Below are 18,155 nucleotides of genomic sequence, written 5' to 3'. Positions count from 1 at the left end.
TATTCGCAGCTTTCGGGCAATCGCGGGCTGAGGAAGAGCTGGGGACGGCTCAGCTCCAGACGGGGCTAGTGAAAATCGCGAGGGTTGCGGCAAAGCCCGCGATCCAGGCGAGAGAGCGCGGCGTGGCCCGGTCGGTCCAGTAGCACAGGGTGTAAATGATCCGGAGGCCGATAAAGAGTTCCGCCAGCCTGTCGATCCAGACAGTATCACCACCCTGTCCCAGCCCAACGATCACCGCGGCCGCGAAAAACGGAAAGGCTTCAAAGCCGTTGGCCTGTGCGCTCTGGGCGCGGGCACGGAAACCGTCCTTCCAATAGTTTGGATCGCGCGGCTTGGCGTTGTCGAAATCCTTGCTGAGCTTGGCCGGAAATACTGCGGCAATGGGCAGAATAGCGGCGATCAAGATGCACCAGACGGCGATTGGCATCGAAGGTCTCCTGAAGGAAGTGGCCGGACGGACGCCGGTGAACGGTATGGTGCCGCTTTTCGGCCAGCACTTGAGGAAAATCAAGGAGCGGATCTTTAGTTTCAATAAACTGAAACTTATGCCCTGAGGCATTCAATTTCATGGAGAAGATCAAATGTCCGTATCCGATTGGCAAGCTTTCATTTCGCAGACCGACGCCCGTATGGGCGAGCTGCGAGGCGGTATTCCCGGCGTGGCGAAAGGCTTCCACGAGGTCGCGAGAGCCGCAATCAAGGCGGGAGCGCTCGATTCGAAGACAAAGGAGCTCATGGCGCTCGCGATCGGCATTGCTGCCCGCTGTGATGGCTGCCTGGCCTATCATTCAAAAGCGGCAGCCAAATACGGAGCCACCCGGGAAGAGGTGATGGAGACCATTGGTGTGGCAGTCTATATGGGCGGTGGACCTTCCATGATTTACGGCGCAGAAGCGCTTGCCGCATTTGATGCGTTCTTTGAGGGGTGAGCGTCAATAGGCTGGTGCTTGAATTCGTGAGAAGAACTTTTTTGAGGCGCGGATGCGGCTTGAAAAGGCCGGGTCCGGCTGGGTTTTTGCCCGGCCTGGCCCAGTCGTCCACCCGCTGGCACCTGAAACGTGGTCTTGCCGTTTCTTGTCATAATCCCATCTGATGGTCGCGCTAGAAGAGTGCCGGAATCGAATCCCCTTCGGCGAGATGGAGATGTGACGTGCCAGAAGCGGCTATCCTGTTCGTTTGTCCCGACAATTCCCTGCTGGGCCCCCTGGCGGAAGCCTATATGAACATGCGTGGGCGCGGTCAGGTGCGGGCCTTCTCCGCTGGCGTCAAGCCAGCACAGATGCTGCATCCCGCGGTCCGCAAACTGCTGTCCGCGCATGAGATTCCGGTCGATGGCCTGCAGCCGAAAAGCATGGACATCTTCCTGATGCCGCATGCGCCTTTCCCGGATCAGGTGATCTATCTGTCCGAAATGAAGCCCGTGGACCTGCCGACCGGCTGGGACAAAGCGGTCTCGATAGATAGCTGGCAGATTGCGGGTCCCGCGCCCTATCCCTCGACGTTTTCCTATGCGGCGGAATATTTCCGGCGCATCCGCCTCGCGGCGGACCGGGTTCTGCTCGGCGAACCGCTCGTAGGCCCGACCAGCCGGGCTGAGGTGGCCTGATCAGGATACGGCGCCCAGCGGACTGAACTCTTGCTTAGGGGTTGGAGGTCAGGCGGATGTTGCCGCTCGCTCGGGGCGTAACCGGTCAAGCAGCTGGCTGAGCCAGGAGGGACGGTCTTCCTGAAGCGGTACCAGCCGGCCGATGACGTCTCCGGCTTCAAAGGTCATTTCTGCGGCGAACTTGCGCGCGAGGGCCTGCATATGCCGGTTGGTCGCCAGGCAATTGATGTAGATGTGCCGGACACCCCGGCCCCTGGCAGCTTTCAACAACGACGTCATCAGAGCGGTGGCAAGGCCCATCCGGCGCCAATCCCGTTCAACACAGAAAGCGGCTTCTGCCAGTTCAAAATCGTCCAGGGATCTCAGTTCGGCAGTCGCGCGAACAAGCCCCTCCTCGAAATAGGCGAAAATGAGCGTATTCAATGTGAAGGAAGTCTCTGCATAGCCCTTCAGGAATGTATCGGTCGCGTGCATCGCAAAGCGGCTGCGCCGGGTTTCCGGATCAAGGCGCATCAGATGTTCGCGGAACAGGGACTTTCCAGCTTCGCCCAGGACCCTAATTTCACCTCTGCCAAAAGGAATGACCGGACAGGGTGTCTCTTGGCTGGCGTGCTGGCGTTGGCGAGGGTGCTTCCAGGATGAGCCAGGCGCCGTCGGCAAGAACTGAAGTTTTGCAGCCGCTGAGGCCGCCAGGTTGCCACCACGCGCCACAAGGAGCTGAAGCTGATTTGAAACCTTTGAAAACCGCATGGAACGCTCTTTCCAAGAGACCTGTTTGCAAAATTCAGGACCTCCCGGCGCTCCTCCAAAGCACTGGAACCATATATCAGCCGCAAATGCGGTTTTTCAATGAACAAATCAAAGGGATTTAAGTCGATTTTTGCCTTTCCGTTTCAAGGTGGGTAAGACAAGGCAAAATGTTCGCGGCGGAACAAGGATTGATTCGAGATGAAAAAGACTGTGTCGATTGCATTGATGCTGGGCTTGGCGGTGGCGGTATCCGGCTGCCAGAGGTTCTCAGGGTCTCGCGATTACGTGGCTCCGCTGCCTGCGACGCCGACAACTCCGGTGGGGCAGGGGTCGCTTCAGCCGCTGGATCCAATGGCACCAGCCCCCGGTACGGTACAGGATGCGCAGACGGCAGGGACGGATCTTTCCGCCAGCCCGGTTACTGAGCCGTCCGGTGCTATCGAGATTAGCCGCAGCGACATGGCGGGAGGCTGGAAACTGTCTTCGGGTGGCGACAGTTGCATGGCCTTTATGGCGCTGACCACTTGGTCCGGCGGCTATAGGGCAAACACCCGGGGTTGTACAAATGCGGTTCTCTCCAGCATCGCTGCCTGGAATCTTTCCGGCAAGCAGGTGGAGCTCAAAGACAGCACCGGCGCCGTGGTTGCTCAGCTTTATGCAACCTCTACACAGCAGTTCAACGGCCAGACGTCCACGGGTGCCGCGGTTTCGCTGTTCAGATAAAGCAACTATAGGTTATTTTTATCTAGACGAGGCACGGGATAGCTGCAAAACTTGATGAAAGGTCAAGGAGGCGGCTGTCATGTCGAAATACGATCCACTTCGGGAGCATCTGGCACGTCTGGAGGATGTGGTCTGGGCTGCGAAGCTCGACGATGTCGAAGGCGTTCTTGGTACCAACCTGCCGCGGAGTGCCCGCGAGCATCGTACTTGGTGGGCAAATTCTGGCGGCAGCCTGGTCCATCAGAATGCCTGGCTGGATGCGGGCTGGCGGGTGGAGCGCGCCGATCTTTCCCGGGATATGGTCGTCTTCCGCAGGCTTCGAATCGGCGGGACAGCACTTGCGGAAGGCAGTAAATCCGCCCAAGCCCGTGATGCATCCAGCCAAAGCTCAGAGGAGCGGCAGCTCACCAAGCTGGCCATGGGCCTCAGGCAGCCTGTGACAGTCACCTTACGGGTGGAATGGACCACTCTAGGGGAGGTGCACAAGGTTCCCTGCTCTTCCGAAGCCCTGCCAGGTACGGCGGGTGTTGCCCGGATTTTGTGGCTGCGCGCGGGTTCCCTGAGATGTGTTCTTGTCCCGGTTGAGGCTATCCAGCCATTTTACCGGGCGCTCCGTCTTGAGATAAACGGCTATCCGCCTGAGGGTGGTTTTCCGGGCAACCTGCTGGAATCCATCGGTCTGTCCAAGGATACCCCGATCGAGTTCGATTTCGTGAAGCCGGGCAATGCCTGGCTGTTGACCGACGGGCGTGGCCGCCGGGCGGCGCTGGAGCGCTCCGGCGAACGGAAGCTGGTCGCAACCTTGTTGTCTCAACAGATGAAGCAAACCGGCATCGAGGTCCGGATCCTCAACTTGTGAGTTTACTTACGAACCCCTGTTCTCCGACTGGCCGGCCTTGTGCCGGCCATTTTTTTATGAATGGTACCCGCCGGCGAAAAAAATGACGGAGGAGGGGCTTTGCACTTGCACAGGCGCGTCTTTCCTCCTATCGCAAGGCGCAGATTGTATGCGCTTGTGCGCATTCTAGCGGACCTGCCATCTTCCACGCCCGTGGCAGGTAGACGGAGAACCGAAGTTGAACGTCGATTTGCCCGCCAACCGGGCTCTTCAGCAACGGTATGAAGCATTGGTTTCTTTGGGTGAAATCACCGAAGATCCTATTCAGCTCGATATCGTCCGGCGCCTGGACGGCCTGAATACCGACCTGTCCCAGCTCCGCCTTGCTTCCAAGAAGAGTTCTCTCGGCTGGCTGTTCGGCCGCGGCCGCAAGCAGGAAACGGCGATCAAGGGACTCTATGTCTGGGGCGGCGTCGGCCGGGGCAAGACCATGCTGATGGATCTGTTCATGGAAGTGGCTGTTGTGCGCCGTAAGCGCCGTGTGCATTTCCATGAGTTTATGGCCGAGACTCATGAGCGGATCTTTGCCTATCGGCAGGCCCTTAAGCGCGGCGAGGTCAAGGGCGATGACCCGATCCCGCCGGTTGCCGAAAAGATTGCCGAAGAGACCCGTCTTCTTTGTTTCGACGAGTTTTCGGTGACGGACATTGCGGATGCAATGATCCTGGGGCGTCTCTTTACTCAGCTTTTCGCGCTCGGGGTCGTTGTGGTTGCTACATCAAATGTAGACCCCAAGGATCTCTACCGGGATGGTCTGAACCGCCAGCTCTTTCTGCCTTTTATCAAGCTGCTCGGCGAAAATGTCGATGTGGTGATGCTGGACAGCCCCACGGACTACCGGCTGGAGAAGCTTGGTGGGGCGGACGTCTATGTAACGCCGCTCGGGCCGCAGGCAGATGAGCATATCGAAAAGCTATGGCGCAAGCTGACCCACGGAGTTACGCCACACAGTTCCCATCTTGAGAACAAGGGCCGGGTAATCCCGGTTCGTATGGTCGCGGCAGGCGCAGCGCGTTTCAGTTTTGATGAGTTGTGCATGCAGCCGCTTGGCGCTGCCGACTATCTGCGGATCGCGCATGCCTTTGGAACGGTGTTCCTGGAGAATATTCCGGTTCTGAACAAGTCCCGGCGCAACGAAGCCAAACGTTTCATCAACCTGATCGACACGCTTTATGACAACGGCATCCGTCTGGTCATTTCCGCCGAGGCTGAGCCTCACGAGTTGTATCAGTCCACTGACGGAACGGAAGCGTTCGAGTTTGACCGGACGACTTCACGGTTGATCGAGATGCGCTCAGAGGCTTATCTGGCGGGAGAAAATACGCGCGTACGCGCTTAGATATACATTCCCTATACGTCATGTAACAAGGCGTGAGGGGAGGAAGATTTGCGCTGTTTCGGCACCAATAGTCTATAGATTAGGTTGCGCGCGGCAGGCAAAGGGAGTAGTGCCATCGCCAGTCATCGGTGGATGGCATCAAGTTCCATCTTACGTAAAGGGAAACTTTCGGATATGGCGCGGAACAAGATTGCTTTGATCGGCTCTGGTCAGATTGGCGGGACGCTCGCTCATCTTGCAGGCCTGAAGGAACTCGGGGACATCGTTCTCTTCGACATCGCGGAAGGCACCCCGCAGGGTAAGGCGCTCGATATCGCCGAATCCTCCCCGGTGGATGGCTTCGATGCCAAGCTCGCTGGCGCGAATGACTACGCAGCCATCGAAGGCTCCGACGTGGTGATCGTGACCGCTGGCGTGCCGCGCAAGCCGGGCATGAGCCGCGACGACCTTCTGGAAATCAACCTGAAGGTCATGGAGCAGGTCGGTGCTGGCATCGCCAAGTATGCTCCGAATGCTTTCGTCATCTGCATCACCAACCCGCTCGATGCGATGGTTTGGGCTCTGCAGAAGTTCTCCGGCCTGCCGAAGAACAAGGTTGTCGGCATGGCTGGCGTGCTCGATAGCGCGCGCTTCCGCTACTTCCTCGCTGACGAGTTCAACGTTTCCGTTGAAGACGTCACTGCATTCGTTCTGGGCGGCCACGGCGACACCATGGTGCCGCTGACCCGTTACTCCACCGTCGCTGGCATTCCGCTGCCCGACCTGGTTAAGATGGGCTGGTGCACGGCTGAGCGTCTGGAAGAAATCGTCCAGCGCACCCGTGACGGCGGTGCAGAAATCGTCGGCCTGCTCAAGACGGGTTCGGCTTTCTACGCTCCTGCCTCTTCGGCCATTGCAATGGCTGAGAGCTACCTCAAGGACAAGAAGCGCGTTCTGCCGTGTGCCGCTGCTCTTGATGGGCAGTATGGCCTCAAGGACACCTACGTTGGCGTTCCGGTGGTTATTGGTGCCGATGGCGTCGAGCGCGTGATCGAAATCGACATGAGCTCTGATGAGAAGGCCATGTTCGACAAGTCCGTCGCGTCTGTCGATGGCTTGGTCGAAGCCTGCAAGAAGATCCAGCCGTCGCTCGCTTGAGTCGACAGCTAACCTGAAAGATGACCGCCGCTGAGCCTCAGTGGCGGTCCTCCGAAAACGGGGGAAACCGATGAACATCCATGAATATCAGGCCAAGGCGGTTCTGAAGGAATATGGCGCGCCGGTCGCTGAAGGCGTCGCGATCTTCTCTGCTGATGAAGCAGAAGCCGCTGCAAAGAGCCTTCCAGGTCCGCTCTGGGTCGTGAAGTCCCAGATCCACGCTGGTGGCCGCGGCAAGGGCAAGTTCAAGGAACTGCCGGCTGATGCCAAGGGCGGTGTCCGTCTCGCCTTCTCTCTGGAAGACGTGATCAAGAACGCCAAGGAAATGCTCGGCAACACCCTTGTCACCGCCCAGACGGGCGATGCCGGCAAGGTCGTGAACCGTCTCTACATCGAAGACGGCGCCGACATCGAGCGCGAACTCTATCTCTCCATCCTCGTTGACCGCTCCGTCGGTCGTCCGGCTTTCGTGGTGTCCACCGAAGGCGGCATGGACATCGAGGCTGTTGCCGAACACACCCCGGAAAAGATCGTCACTCTGCCGATCGACCCGGACACCGGTGTGACCGATGCGGATGCTGGTAAGCTCTGCGACGCGCTGAAGCTCGAAGGCGAGGCTCGCGCTGACGCGATGAAGCTCTTCCCGATCCTCTACAAGGCATTCATGGAAAAAGACATGAGCCTTCTGGAGATCAACCCGCTGATCGTCATGAAGGACGGCCGCGTGCGTGTTCTCGACGCCAAGGTGTCTTTCGACGGCAACGCTTTGTTCCGTCATCCGGAAATCGTTGCCCTGCGCGATGAAACCGAAGAAGACGCTAAGGAAATCGAGGCGTCCAAGTATGACTTGGCCTACGTCGCTCTTGAAGGTGACATCGGCTGCATGGTCAACGGCGCCGGCCTTGCCATGGCGACCATGGACATCATCAAGCTCTACGGTGCTGAACCGGCCAACTTCCTCGACGTTGGTGGTGGTGCTTCCAAGGAGAAGGTGACGGCTGCGTTCAAGATCATCACCTCCGATCCGAACGTGAAGGGCATCCTGGTCAACATCTTCGGCGGCATCATGCGCTGCGACGTCATCGCGGAAGGTGTTATCGCCGCCGTGAAGGAAGTCGGCCTGCAGGTTCCGCTCGTTGTGCGTCTCGAAGGCACCAACGTCGAACTCGGCAAGAAGCTGATCAACGAAAGCGGTCTGAACGTGATCGCCGCTGACGATCTCGACGACGCCGCCCAGAAAATCGTTGCTGCCGTGAAGGGAGCCGCCTGATGTCTATCCTCGTCAATAAAGACACGAAGATCATCGTTCAGGGTCTGACCGGCAAGACCGGCACGTTCCACACGGAACAGGCTCTGCAGTACTACGGCACCAAGATGGTTGCTGGCGTGCACCCGAAGAAGGGCGGCGAAAGCTGGACTTCCGGCGTGGACGCTTCGGCCTCCCTGCCGATCTTCACCACCGTTGGTGAAGCCAAGGAAGCAACCGGTGCCGATGCATCCGTGATCTACGTTCCGCCGGCAGGCGCGGGCGCAGCCATCATCGAAGCGATCGACGCGGAAATCCCGTTCATCGTCTGCATCACGGAAGGTATTCCGGTTGCCGACATGGTCAAGGTCAAGGCGAAGCTGGAAAAGTCCAAGTCCCGCCTGCTCGGCCCGAACTGCCCGGGTATCCTGACCCCTGAAGAATGCAAGATCGGCATCATGCCGGGCTCCATCTTCAAGAAGGGCTCGGTCGGGGTTGTCTCGCGCTCCGGCACGCTTACCTACGAAGCAGTGTTCCAGACCTCGAACGCGGGCCTCGGCCAGACCACGGCTGTCGGCATCGGTGGCGACCCGGTCAAGGGAACCGAGTTCATCGACGTCCTGGAAATGTTCCTGGCGGACGACGAAACCCAGTCGATCATCATGATCGGCGAGATCGGCGGTTCGGCTGAAGAAGAAGCAGCCCAGTTCCTGATCGACGAAGCCAAGAAGGGCCGCAAGAAGCCGATGGCCGGTTTCATTGCGGGCCGGACAGCTCCGAAGGGCCGCACCATGGGTCATGCCGGCGCGGTTATCTCCGGCGGCAAGGGCGGCGCGGAAGACAAGATTGCAGCCATGGAAGCGGCAGGCATCAAGGTGTCTCCGTCTCCGGCAAAGCTTGGCGAAACCCTGCTCGAAGTCCTCAAGGGCTAAGAGTTAAAAATGTCGCCAGCCGGACGGAAAGTGTTTACGTTCGGTAAGGCATGATGCACAACCGGTCGGGGCGTCCGCGTCCCGACTGACTTTCGAGGCGGCTGGTGCCCGGCACCAGTCATACCAGCACCACCAGGTCAGGCCTTTTCCGGGCCGCCTGCAAGAACAAGGGCGGAGCGACGCTCCGCTGGATGGACATGGCACGGCAGGAAGCGAACAACGTATTCGCACTGACGTCGTTGCTTTACGGCGCCAACGCAGCCTATATTGAAGACCTCTACGCCCAGTACAAGGAAGATCCCCGTTCGGTTGCCGCCGACTGGCAGGACTTCTTCGCGGCTTTTCAGGACGAAAAAGAAGACGTTCTGAAGGAAGCCCGCGGTGCGACCTGGAAGCGTAAGGATTGGCCGCTTGCCGCTGATGGCGACCTCGTCAATGCCTTTGACGGAAACTGGGCCCCGATCGAGCAGAAGCTCGGCGACAAGCTCAAGAAGAAGGCTGAATCCAAGGGCAGCAACCTGTCCGATGTCGAGGTTTTGCAGGCGACCCGCGATTCCGTTCGCGCCCTGATGATGATCCGCGCCTATCGCATGCGCGGTCACTTGCACGCTGACCTTGACCCTCTTCGTCTGTCCCCTCCGGGCGATCACGAAGAATTGCACCCGTCCTCCTACGGCTTCACTGAAGCTGATTGGGACCGCAAGATCTTCATCGATCACGTGCTGGGCCTGGAATATGCCACCATCCGCGAGATGCTGGATATTCTGAAGCGGACCTATTGCTCCACCCTCGGTGTCGAGTTCATGCATATCTCCGATCCGGCTGCAAAGTCGTGGATCCAGGAGCGCATTGAAGGTCCGGACAAGCATGTTGCTTTCACCAAGGAAGGCAAGAAGGCCATTTTGAACAAGCTGGTCGAGGCTGAAGGCTTCGAAAAGTTCCTTGATGTGAAGTACACCGGCACCAAGCGCTTCGGCCTTGATGGCGGGGAAGCGCTGATCCCGGCGCTGGAACAGATCATCAAGCGTGGCGGCCAGATGGGCCTCAAGGAAATCGTCTTCGGCATGGCCCACCGCGGCCGTCTGAACGTTTTGTCCCAGGTCATGGGCAAGCCGCACCGCGCCATCTTCCACGAGTTCAAGGGGGGCTCCGCTGCGCCGGACGATGTGGAAGGGTCCGGCGACGTCAAGTATCACCTGGGCGCCTCGTCCGACCGTTCGTTCGATGGCAATGACGTTCACCTGTCGCTGACCGCGAACCCGTCGCACCTGGAAATCGTCAACCCGGTTGTTCTCGGCAAGTCCCGCGCCAAGCAGGATCAGCTGTCCGCCGTGGATGGACACTGGGTCGACACCACGGAAGTGGACCGTTCCAAGGTTCTGCCGCTGCTGCTTCATGGCGATGCGGCGTTCGCGGGCCAGGGCGTTGTGGCAGAGTGCTTCGGCCTCTCTGCGCTGCGCGGCCACCGGACCGGTGGTTCGGTGCATGTGATCATCAACAACCAGATCGGTTTCACGACGAACCCGCGTTTCTCGCGCTCTTCGCCGTATCCGTCCGATATGGCCAAGGTGATCGAGGCTCCGATCTTCCACGTGAACGGCGATGACCCGGAAGCTGTGACATTCGCGGCCAAGATCGCGATCGAGTTCCGTCAGACCTTCGGCCGTCCGGTCGTGATCGACATGATCTGCTACCGCCGCTTCGGCCACAACGAAGGCGACGAGCCGGCATTCACCCAGCCGATCATGTACCGCAAGATCCGCAAGCATTCGACCACGCTGCAGATCTATGCAGACCGGCTGATCAATGAAGGAATCGTGTCTCCGGATGAAGTCGAGAAGATGAAGGCCGACTGGCGCGCGCATCTCGACAAGGAATTCGAGGCAGGACAAGCCTTCAAGCCGAACAAGGCCGACTGGCTGGACGGCAAATGGTCCGGCATGAAGCGGGCCGACGACGAGGAAGATCCGCGCCGCGGTGCGACCGGTGTTGCCGAGGACGAGCTGCGCTCGATCGGCAAGGGCCTGACCACCGTTCCGGACAGCTTCAACGTTCACCGCACCATTTCGCGTTTCCTCAAGAACCGCGAGCAGATGGTGGAAACGGGTGAAGGCCTCGACTGGGCGACAGCTGAAGCACTTGCCTTCGGCTCGCTGCTCAAGGAAGGTCATGCGGTCCGCCTGTCCGGACAGGACTGTGAACGCGGCACCTTCTCCCAGCGTCATTCCGTTCTCTACGATCAGGAAGACGAAGGCCGGTTCATTCCGCTCAACAATCTGAGCAAGGACCAGGCCCGCTACGAGGTCATCAACTCGATGCTCTCGGAAGAAGCTGTTCTCGGCTTTGAATATGGCTACTCGCTGGCAGAGCCGAATGCGCTGACCCTTTGGGAAGCCCAGTTCGGTGACTTCGCCAACGGTGCGCAGGTCGTATTCGACCAGTTCATCTCTTCCGGTGAACGCAAGTGGCTCCGCATGTCCGGTCTCGTCTGCCTTCTGCCGCATGGCTACGAAGGTCAGGGGCCGGAGCATTCCTCGGCCCGTCTGGAGCGTTTCCTCCAGCTTTGCGCTGAAGACAACATGCAGGTTGCGAACTGCACCACCCCAGCGAACTACTTCCATATTCTGCGCCGTCAGATCAAACGCGATATCCGCAAGCCCTTGATCCTGATGACGCCGAAGTCGCTGCTGCGCCACAAACGGGCAGTGTCGAAGCTGAGCGAACTGGGGGCGGACTCCACGTTCCACCGTCTGCTGTGGGATGACGCCGAATACGGCCAGTCCGAAACCAAGCTGGTGTCTGATGACAAAATCCGCCGCGTCGTCATGTGCTCGGGCAAGGTCTATTACGATCTGCTCGAAGAGCGTGAAAAGCGCGGCATCGATGACGTCTACCTTCTGCGCGTGGAGCAGCTCTATCCGTTCCCGAAGAAGGCGCTCGCGATGGAACTCAACCGCTTCAAGAACGCCGACATGGTCTGGTGTCAGGAAGAGCCCAAGAACATGGGCGGCTGGTTCTTTGTCGAGCCGTACATCGAGTGGGTTCTCGGACAGATCGACGCCCGCGTGAAGCGTCCGGTCTACGCCGGACGTGCTGCGATGGCATCGACAGCGACCGGTCTGATGTCCCGGCATCTGGAGCAGCTTCAGGCGTTCCTCGACGAAGCATTGGCGAAATAATGGGCCGGGGGCCGCAATGGCCCCCATTCCGACAGGACATGGCCAGGACAATTTTAAGAGAAGGCGACCATGGCAACCGAAATCCGTGTGCCCACGCTGGGTGAATCTGTATCCGAAGCAACGATTGCCCAGTGGTTCAAGAAGCCGGGCGACACCGTAACGGCTGATGAGCCGCTGGTGGAACTGGAAACCGACAAGGTGACCGTCGAGGTTCCTGCACCTGCTTCCGGCACGCTCGAAAGCATTTCCGTCAAGGAAGGCGAGACCGTTGAAGTTGGCGCTCTGCTGGGTCAGATCGCTGCTGGCGCAGGCGCTGCCGCATCCGCACCGGCTGCAGCTCCGGCGGAAAAGAAGGCAGAAACAGCTCCGGCCAAAGCCGCTGGCAATATCGTTGATGTTGTGACCCCGAGCGCTGGCGAATCCGTGACCGAAGCCGAAGTCGGCGAGTGGAGCGTGAAGGTCGGTGACGTGGTCAAGGCTGACGACGTGCTCGTCGAGCTGGAAACCGACAAGGCCGCCCAGGAAATCCCGGCTCCCGTTGCTGGCACGGTCGTCAAGATCGTTGCTTCCACAGGCGACACGGTGACCCCGGGCACGCTGCTGTGCCAGATCGATGCTTCCGGTTCCGCAGCTTTTGCCGCTCCGGCCGCAGCTTCTGCGCCGGCACCCGCTACCGCTCCGGCTGCTTCCGGCTCTTCCATGCCGCCGGCTCCGGCAGCCTCCAAGATGCTGGCTGAAAACAACCTCAGCGCTGATCAGGTTGCCGGTTCCGGCAAGCGTGGCCAGGTTCTGAAGGGTGACGTGATCGCTGCCGTTGCTTCTGGTGCGGCCTCTGCGGCTTCGGCTCCGGTTTCAGCACCGCGTGCTCCGGTTGCCGCTCAGGACGAAGCCCGTGAAGAGCGCGTCCGCATGACCAAGCTGCGCCAGACTATCGCGCGCCGCCTGAAGGACGCCCAGAACACCGCGGCCATGCTGACCACTTACAACGAAGTGGACATGGGCCCGGTGATGGAACTGCGCAAGCAGTACAAGGACCTTTTCGAGAAGAAGCACGGCGTGAAGCTGGGCTTCATGGGTTTCTTCACCAAGGCCGTCTGCCACGCCCTTAAGGAAATCCCGGCTGTGAACGCCGAGATCGACGGAACGGACGTGATCTTCAAGAACTTCTGCCACATCGGCGTGGCCGTTGGCACGGACAAGGGCCTCGTGGTTCCGGTCGTCCGCGACGCCGACCAGATGTCCATCGCCGAAATCGAGCAGGAAATCGGTAACCTGGGCAAGAAGGCCCGCGACGGCAAGCTCGGCATGGCCGACATGACCGGCGGCACCTTCACCATCTCCAACGGTGGTGTCTATGGCTCGCTCATGTCCTCGCCGATCCTGAATGCTCCGCAGTCCGGTATCCTGGGCATGCACAAGATCCAGGACCGCCCGATGGCCGTGAATGGTCAGGTCGTCATCCGTCCGATGATGTATCTGGCACTGTCCTATGACCACCGGATTGTCGACGGCAAGGAAGCCGTGACCTTCCTGGTCCGCGTCAAGGAAAGCCTGGAAGATCCGCAGCGTCTGGTGCTGGATCTCTGACAAGAACAGGGGGGTGAGGCATGAGCCTTGAATTTCTGATCACTGCGCTGGTCGTCGTTCTGGTTCCTGGAACCGGTGTCGTCTACACGGTCGCAGTGGGGTTGTCCCGCGGGCGGTGGCAAAGCATTGCGGCCGCTTTCGGATGCACACTCGGAATTCTCCCCGCCATCCTCGCCTCCGTTCTTGGCCTGTCCGCCCTTCTGCATATGGGGGCCCTGGTGTTCCAGGTGCTCAAATATGCCGGGGCGGCCTACCTCCTTTATCTCGCGGTCCAGACCCTGAGGGCTTCCGGACCGATGGATCTGGCCAGCGGCCAGGCCGCGCCGAAAAGCGCCTTGCGAACGGCAACGACGGGGTTCCTGATCAACATCCTGAACCCCAAGCTGACCGTTTTCTTCCTGGCCTTCCTGCCTCAGTTCATTTCGCCGTCTGATCCCCATCCTGTCTTCAGCATGCTGGGCATGGGGGGCGTGTTCATGGCAATGACCTTTGCCGTCTTTGTCGTCTACGGCTGCTTTGCCGCTCTGGTTGGGGACCGCGTTCTCAGCAGCGAGCGGGCGATGACCTGGATGCGCCGCTCTGTGGCCGCTGCCTTCGCGGGCTTCGGTCTGAAGCTCGCTGTAAGTAGCCGCTGAACGGAGGCGTGGGGATGAAGGGGATACTGTCACGGCTTCAGCAGAATTGGGTCTATGGCGGATTCCTCGCAAGTCTGGTGTTTCTCGTCCTGGCGCCGGTTCTCACGCAAGACTGGCCTGTTGCTGAGCTTCTGGTTTACCTCAGCCTCCCCGTCTACATGATCCATCAGCTGGAAGAGCATGACGGTGACCGGTTCCGGGAGTTCATCAACCGGGTGATTGGACATGGGCACGAGGTTCTGACCACGCCGGTGGTCTTCGTGGTCAATGTGCTTGGGGTCTGGGGCATGACTGCGCTGTCGATCTGGCTGACGCGCATGGTGGCGCCAGGCTGGGGGCTGATCGCTGCCTATCTGCTCCTGATCAATGCGGTTCTTCACATAGTCCAGGCTGCCATCTTGCGCGGGTATAATCCAGGACTGGTCACTGCTGTGGTGCTGTTCTTGCCGCTGGGTGCTGGAATTTTCGCCGGGCTGGTACCGGTGTCATCCGTTGCCAACCATCTGGTTTCCATCATCCTCGTTCTGGCATTGCATGGAATGATTGTGTTACGTGTGCGCCAACGGCTAGGGCAAGTTTCCTCATGAGCTTGATACGATTCTGTCTTGCGCGCACGGGCACTTCTGGCCTTGCCTGCGCTTTGATGGAGGGCAAGTCCGGTTTGAGGCTGGCCGGATCAGCCTGCTGACGGAGACCGAATATGGCGGAAACAATTGTCATTGTTACGGGCGGAAGCCGCGGCATCGGCGCTGCAGCCTGCCTGCGTGCCGCCGAACTGGGCCATACGATCCTGGTCAACTATGCCTCCAACCAGGATTCGGCTGACAAGGTTGTCGCGCAGATCGAAGCCGCTGGCGGCAAGGCCTTCGCAGTGCAGGGCGACGTGCGGTCCGAGGCCGATATTCTGGGTCTCTTCAAGGCGAGCGACGAACGGGGCATGCTGGCAGGCCTCGTCAACAATGCCGGTGTGGTCGATATACCCTGCCGTGTCGACGAGATGACTGCCGAGCGCCTGTCCCGGATGTTCAAGATCAACATCACCGGATCTTTCCTCTGTGCCCGGGAAGCCGTGCGGCGCATGTCCACACGCCACGGCGGCAAGGGCGGAGCAATCGTCAACATCAGCAGTGCTGCAGCGAAGCTTGGAGCTGCGGCGCAATATGTGGACTATGCGGCTTCGAAAGGCGCAATCGATACGTTCACCGTCGGTCTGGCCCGGGAAGTTGCGGATGAGGGTGTCCGTGTGAACGGGATCCGGCCAGGGATCATTGATACGGAAATCCACGCCTCGGGCGGACAGCCGGAGCGGGTGGCCATGATCGAGGCCTCTCTTCCCATGAAACGTGCGGGCACCGCGGACGAAGTAGCCAAGGCTATCAAGTGGCTGCTTTCGAACGAGGCCAGCTACACAACTGGCGCCATTCTCGATGTATCGGGCGGGCGCTCCATTCTTCCTTAAGTCCGATTGCGGACAGAACGTTAAAAGAGCAAAAGGCGACCGAAATGTCCCAATATGATCTTGTCGTCATCGGCACCGGGCCTGGTGGTTATGTTTGCGCCATCAAGGCCGCCCAGCTGGGCCTCAAGGTGGCCGTTGTCGAAAAGCGCGCGACCCATGGCGGCACGTGCCTCAATGTCGGCTGTATTCCTTCAAAGGCGCTGCTGCATGCTTCGGAAATGTTCGAAGAAGCAGGTCATGGCTTCGAAAGCCTCGGCATCAAGGTCTCCAAGCCGAAGCTCGACCTGCCGGTGATGATGAAGCACAAGCAGGACGTGATCGACTCCAATGTGAATGGTGTTGCCTTCCTCTTGAAGAAGAACAAGATCGAGCCGTTCCATGGCCTCGGCAGGATCCTCTCTGCCGGCAAGGTGGAAGTGACCGCTGAAGACGGGTCGAAGACCGTTCTGGAAACGAAGAACATCGTCATTGCCACCGGTTCGGAAGTGATGCCGCTGCCGGGCGTCGAGATCGACGAGAAGCAGGTGGTGTCTTCCACTGGCGCTCTCGAACTGGAAAAGGTTCCGGGAAAGCTGGTCGTGGTCGGCGGCGGCGTGATTGGCCTTGAGCTTGGCTCCGTCTGGGGCCGCCTCGGCGCGGAAGTCACCGTGGTCGAGTTCATGGACAAGATCCTAGGCCCGATGGACGGCGACGTTTCCAAGAACTTCCAGCGCATGCTGAAGAAGCAAGGCATGGAGTTCAAGCTGTCGTCCAAGGTCACCGGCGTTGCCAAGAAGGGCAAGGGCCTGGAAGTGACCGTGGAGCCGGCCAAGGGCGGCGATGCGCAAGTTCTCGAAGCCGATGTCGTTCTGGTTGCCATCGGCCGCCGCCCCTACACCGAAGGCCTCGGCCTGCAGGAAGCAGGCGTCGCCCTGGACGCCCGCGGCCGGATCGAGACCAATGGTCACTACGCAACCAATGTGCCAGGCATCTACGCCATCGGCGACGTGATCGTCGGCCCAATGCTGGCGCACAAGGCGGAAGACGAGGGTGTTGCCCTTGCTGAAATGCTGGCGGGCCAGGCTGGCCACGTGAATTATGATGTCATTCCGGGTGTCGTCTACACCCAGCCGGAAGTCGCTTCCGTCGGCAAGACCGAGGAAGAGCTGAAGGCTGCAGGCGTCACCTACAAGGCCGGCAAGTTCGCTTTCGCCGCCAATGGCCGCGCCCGCGCAATGAACCACACTGACGGCTTCGTCAAGGTTCTGGCGGATGCGGAAACCGACCGGGTGCTGGGCGTTCACATCATTGGCTTCGGTGCTGGCGAGATGATCCACGAAGCAGCCGTTCTGATGGAATTCGGCGGATCTTCCGAAGATCTTGGCCGCACCTGCCATGCGCATCCGACCATGTCGGAAGCCGTGAAGGAAGCTGCCCTTTCCACGTTCTTCAAGCCGATCCACGCCTGATCTGCTTTCACAGCGAGATTGAAAAAGCCGGGGTGGTGCGCCCCGGCTTTTTTGTTGCCCTGAATAGGCGGAAAAAGTCTATCGGAAGCTTAAGGCTTGGTCCGTAGAATTCGAAACTCTCGGGCGGAAATTGCACTGACGGCTAAGCGTGCTTTTAAAGCCTATCAAAGCTTGACGGTTCTGATAACATCAATACAAGGCATGTGATTAGAATTCATGCGTGATTTTGCGAGCTATTGAATAAAGGCACGTGAAATCTAACTGTAACGGTGAGAAACAGGAGGGCAATATGTACGATGCAAGGCAAATTGCTAACTGGTTTATCGCCAGAGCGATGCAGGATCAAAAGCCAGTAACAATAATGAAGCTTCTGAAGCTCGTATATGTGTCACATGGTTGGTATCTTGAGATGGTTGGTGCGCCGCTGATCAGAAATCGTATTGAAGCCTGGAAGTATGGCCCGGTCATACCTGATGTTTACAGTGTTTTTTCGGGTAGTGGCGCTAGTCCAATTGGTAATGTACTGCCAGGATATGATTCTACAGGACTAGATGATTTCACTCAAAAATTTTTGGAGCAAATATACAATCTGTACGGCAACAAGTCTGCCATTGAACTGTCAAATATGACACATGAGACAGGTGGTCCGTGGGATATAGCAAGTCGAAGGAATGGCTATTTTGCCCCCATCGATAATGAAACCATAGTTCAACACTATCGATTGAAGCGCCAGGCGGCAACGGGATGACGAATGAACCGATTGTTCCAAAACTTCCGAACGGCAATGAGCAGAATATAGATAAGTTCGAAGCGCAGTTGCTGTCCTTACAGGAAACAGTCGCAAGTTTAGTGGCTGAACGTGAGGGAGGTGAGTTAAGTGATAATGCGGTCCAAAGACAGCTGCTGATTTTAGAAATCAAGCAGCGAATACGGATGCGATATACGGTGACTGTACTTGCAATAATAGTCATTTTGGCCATGGCGTCATTTGCAATGCACTCGGTCCATAGTTACTTTGTGGGGCCTGTCGTGTTGATTCCGGCATCACTTGCTATTGCTCTTTTCTTCGCACCTATCGTTTCTATAACAGCTGTTACTATCATGCTTTTGATGGGGGCTTTTCGGCGTTTCAAAGATGACGACATGGAGCGTGTCGATATGAAGGCTCTAGCCACGGCAGCACTTAAATTGGGTGGCGGTGGTTCCTGATTGCGTT

General features: G+C 58.7%; 18 protein-coding genes. 16 read left to right on the top strand and 2 right to left on the bottom strand.

Annotated features, from left to right (window positions below):
• Positions 1 to 49: 49 nt before the first annotated feature.
• On the bottom strand, positions 50 to 427 hold the full coding sequence (locus IG616_RS09660; RefSeq protein ID WP_192147957.1) for an MAPEG family protein: 378 nt from the start codon (positions 425 to 427) through the stop codon (positions 50 to 52).
• A gap of 154 nt (positions 428 to 581) precedes the next feature.
• Between IG616_RS09660 and IG616_RS09655 the strand changes: the two genes are divergently transcribed.
• Both IG616_RS09655 and IG616_RS09650 read left to right on the top strand, forming a co-directional pair.
• A complete protein-coding gene (locus tag IG616_RS09655) occupies positions 582 to 929 on the top strand; it encodes a carboxymuconolactone decarboxylase family protein (protein ID WP_192147956.1) in 348 nt (115 codons plus the stop codon).
• A 221-nt stretch (positions 930 to 1,150) separates the two neighbouring features.
• A complete protein-coding gene (locus IG616_RS09650) occupies positions 1,151 to 1,606 on the top strand; it encodes an arsenate reductase/protein-tyrosine-phosphatase family protein (protein ID WP_192147955.1) in 456 nt (151 codons plus the stop codon).
• A gap of 48 nt (positions 1,607 to 1,654) precedes the next feature.
• Here the strand turns inward: IG616_RS09650 and IG616_RS09645 are convergent, their stop codons facing one another.
• Positions 1,655 to 2,119, bottom strand: a complete 465-nt coding sequence (locus IG616_RS09645; protein WP_192147954.1) for a GNAT family N-acetyltransferase — start codon at positions 2,117 to 2,119, stop codon at positions 1,655 to 1,657.
• A gap of 435 nt (positions 2,120 to 2,554) precedes the next feature.
• Here IG616_RS09645 and IG616_RS09640 point away from each other — a divergent pair, with 435 nt between their 5' ends.
• The 14 genes from IG616_RS09640 to IG616_RS09575 all read left to right on the top strand — a co-directional run bounded on the left by IG616_RS09640 (position 2,555) and on the right by IG616_RS09575 (position 18,148).
• Positions 2,555 to 3,079: a protease inhibitor Inh/omp19 family protein gene (locus IG616_RS09640; RefSeq protein ID WP_192147953.1), complete on the top strand. Its 525-nt coding sequence runs from the start codon at positions 2,555 to 2,557 to the stop codon at positions 3,077 to 3,079.
• 79 nt (positions 3,080 to 3,158) lie between these two features.
• Positions 3,159 to 3,938: a DUF7662 domain-containing protein gene (locus IG616_RS09635; protein WP_192147952.1), complete on the top strand. Its 780-nt coding sequence runs from the start codon at positions 3,159 to 3,161 to the stop codon at positions 3,936 to 3,938.
• Positions 3,939 to 4,155: 217 nt separating this feature from the next.
• A complete protein-coding gene (gene zapE, locus IG616_RS09630; RefSeq protein WP_192147951.1) occupies positions 4,156 to 5,316 on the top strand; it encodes a cell division protein ZapE in 1,161 nt (386 codons plus the stop codon).
• A gap of 174 nt (positions 5,317 to 5,490) precedes the next feature.
• Complete coding sequence (mdh, locus tag IG616_RS09625; protein ID WP_192147950.1) at positions 5,491 to 6,453, top strand: malate dehydrogenase; 963 nt, start codon at positions 5,491 to 5,493, stop codon at positions 6,451 to 6,453.
• Positions 6,454 to 6,523: 70 nt separating this feature from the next.
• Positions 6,524 to 7,723: an ADP-forming succinate--CoA ligase subunit beta gene (sucC, locus tag IG616_RS09620; RefSeq protein ID WP_192147949.1), complete on the top strand. Its 1,200-nt coding sequence runs from the start codon at positions 6,524 to 6,526 to the stop codon at positions 7,721 to 7,723.
• Complete coding sequence (gene sucD / locus IG616_RS09615; protein WP_192147948.1) at positions 7,723 to 8,631, top strand: succinate--CoA ligase subunit alpha; 909 nt, start codon at positions 7,723 to 7,725, stop codon at positions 8,629 to 8,631. The genes sucC and sucD overlap by 1 nt, the downstream gene beginning before the upstream one ends.
• Before the next feature lie 197 nt (positions 8,632 to 8,828).
• Entirely contained in the window at positions 8,829 to 11,810 is a 2,982-nt protein-coding gene (locus tag IG616_RS09610) for a 2-oxoglutarate dehydrogenase E1 component (protein ID WP_192148095.1), read from the top strand.
• A 69-nt stretch (positions 11,811 to 11,879) separates the two neighbouring features.
• Positions 11,880 to 13,397, top strand: coding sequence for a 2-oxoglutarate dehydrogenase complex dihydrolipoyllysine-residue succinyltransferase (odhB, locus tag IG616_RS09605; RefSeq protein ID WP_192147947.1), 1,518 nt, complete (start codon positions 11,880 to 11,882; stop codon positions 13,395 to 13,397).
• A 20-nt stretch (positions 13,398 to 13,417) separates the two neighbouring features.
• Entirely contained in the window at positions 13,418 to 14,032 is a 615-nt protein-coding gene (locus IG616_RS09600) for a LysE family translocator (protein ID WP_192147946.1), read from the top strand.
• 14 nt (positions 14,033 to 14,046) lie between these two features.
• A complete protein-coding gene (locus IG616_RS09595) occupies positions 14,047 to 14,619 on the top strand; it encodes an HXXEE domain-containing protein (RefSeq protein WP_192147945.1) in 573 nt (190 codons plus the stop codon).
• A 113-nt stretch (positions 14,620 to 14,732) separates the two neighbouring features.
• Positions 14,733 to 15,491 carry an SDR family oxidoreductase gene (locus tag IG616_RS09590; protein WP_192147944.1) on the top strand — a complete coding sequence of 253 codons (759 nt, stop codon included), beginning with the start codon at positions 14,733 to 14,735 and terminating at the stop codon, positions 15,489 to 15,491.
• A 44-nt stretch (positions 15,492 to 15,535) separates the two neighbouring features.
• On the top strand, positions 15,536 to 16,939 hold the full coding sequence (lpdA, locus tag IG616_RS09585; RefSeq protein WP_192147943.1) for a dihydrolipoyl dehydrogenase: 1,404 nt from the start codon (positions 15,536 to 15,538) through the stop codon (positions 16,937 to 16,939).
• 289 nt (positions 16,940 to 17,228) lie between these two features.
• The gene (locus tag IG616_RS09580) at positions 17,229 to 17,687 is read left to right on the top strand and encodes a Panacea domain-containing protein (protein ID WP_192147942.1); all 459 of its coding nucleotides are present in this window, start codon (positions 17,229 to 17,231) and stop codon (positions 17,685 to 17,687) included.
• Positions 17,684 to 18,148: a hypothetical protein gene (locus IG616_RS09575; protein ID WP_192147941.1), complete on the top strand. Its 465-nt coding sequence runs from the start codon at positions 17,684 to 17,686 to the stop codon at positions 18,146 to 18,148. The genes IG616_RS09580 and IG616_RS09575 overlap by 4 nt, the downstream gene beginning before the upstream one ends.
• Positions 18,149 to 18,155: the final 7 nt, after the last annotated feature.

This window comes from Roseibium litorale (assembly GCF_014842915.1).
In the GTDB taxonomy this organism is placed as follows: Bacteria; Pseudomonadota; Alphaproteobacteria; order Rhizobiales; family Stappiaceae; genus Roseibium; species Roseibium litorale.
Note: the sequence above shows the minus strand (reverse complement) of the source record. Positions and strands in the feature narration are given on the sequence as shown.

Bases quoted from the DNA above. Each gene is read 5' to 3' on its own strand.
- IG616_RS09660 (WP_192147957.1), bottom strand. From the start codon at position 427: ATGCCAATCGCCGTCTGGTGCATCTTGATCGCCGCTATTCTGCCCATT.
- IG616_RS09655 (WP_192147956.1), top strand. From the start codon at position 582: ATGTCCGTATCCGATTGGCAAGCTTTCATTTCGCAGACCGACGCCCGT.
- IG616_RS09645 (WP_192147954.1), bottom strand. From the start codon at position 2,119: ATGCGCCTTGATCCGGAAACCCGGCGCAGCCGCTTTGCGATGCACGCG.
- IG616_RS09640 (WP_192147953.1), top strand. From the start codon at position 2,555: ATGAAAAAGACTGTGTCGATTGCATTGATGCTGGGCTTGGCGGTGGCG.
- IG616_RS09635 (WP_192147952.1), top strand. From the start codon at position 3,159: ATGTCGAAATACGATCCACTTCGGGAGCATCTGGCACGTCTGGAGGAT.
- mdh (WP_192147950.1), top strand. From the start codon at position 5,491: ATGGCGCGGAACAAGATTGCTTTGATCGGCTCTGGTCAGATTGGCGGG.
- sucC (WP_192147949.1), top strand. From the start codon at position 6,524: ATGAACATCCATGAATATCAGGCCAAGGCGGTTCTGAAGGAATATGGC.
- sucD (WP_192147948.1), top strand. From the start codon at position 7,723: ATGTCTATCCTCGTCAATAAAGACACGAAGATCATCGTTCAGGGTCTG.
- IG616_RS09610 (WP_192148095.1), top strand. From the start codon at position 8,829: ATGGCACGGCAGGAAGCGAACAACGTATTCGCACTGACGTCGTTGCTT.
- odhB (WP_192147947.1), top strand. From the start codon at position 11,880: ATGGCAACCGAAATCCGTGTGCCCACGCTGGGTGAATCTGTATCCGAA.
- IG616_RS09600 (WP_192147946.1), top strand. From the start codon at position 13,418: ATGAGCCTTGAATTTCTGATCACTGCGCTGGTCGTCGTTCTGGTTCCT.
- IG616_RS09595 (WP_192147945.1), top strand. From the start codon at position 14,047: ATGAAGGGGATACTGTCACGGCTTCAGCAGAATTGGGTCTATGGCGGA.
- IG616_RS09590 (WP_192147944.1), top strand. From the start codon at position 14,733: ATGGCGGAAACAATTGTCATTGTTACGGGCGGAAGCCGCGGCATCGGC.
- lpdA (WP_192147943.1), top strand. From the start codon at position 15,536: ATGTCCCAATATGATCTTGTCGTCATCGGCACCGGGCCTGGTGGTTAT.
- IG616_RS09580 (WP_192147942.1), top strand. From the start codon at position 17,229: ATGTACGATGCAAGGCAAATTGCTAACTGGTTTATCGCCAGAGCGATG.
- IG616_RS09575 (WP_192147941.1), top strand. From the start codon at position 17,684: ATGACGAATGAACCGATTGTTCCAAAACTTCCGAACGGCAATGAGCAG.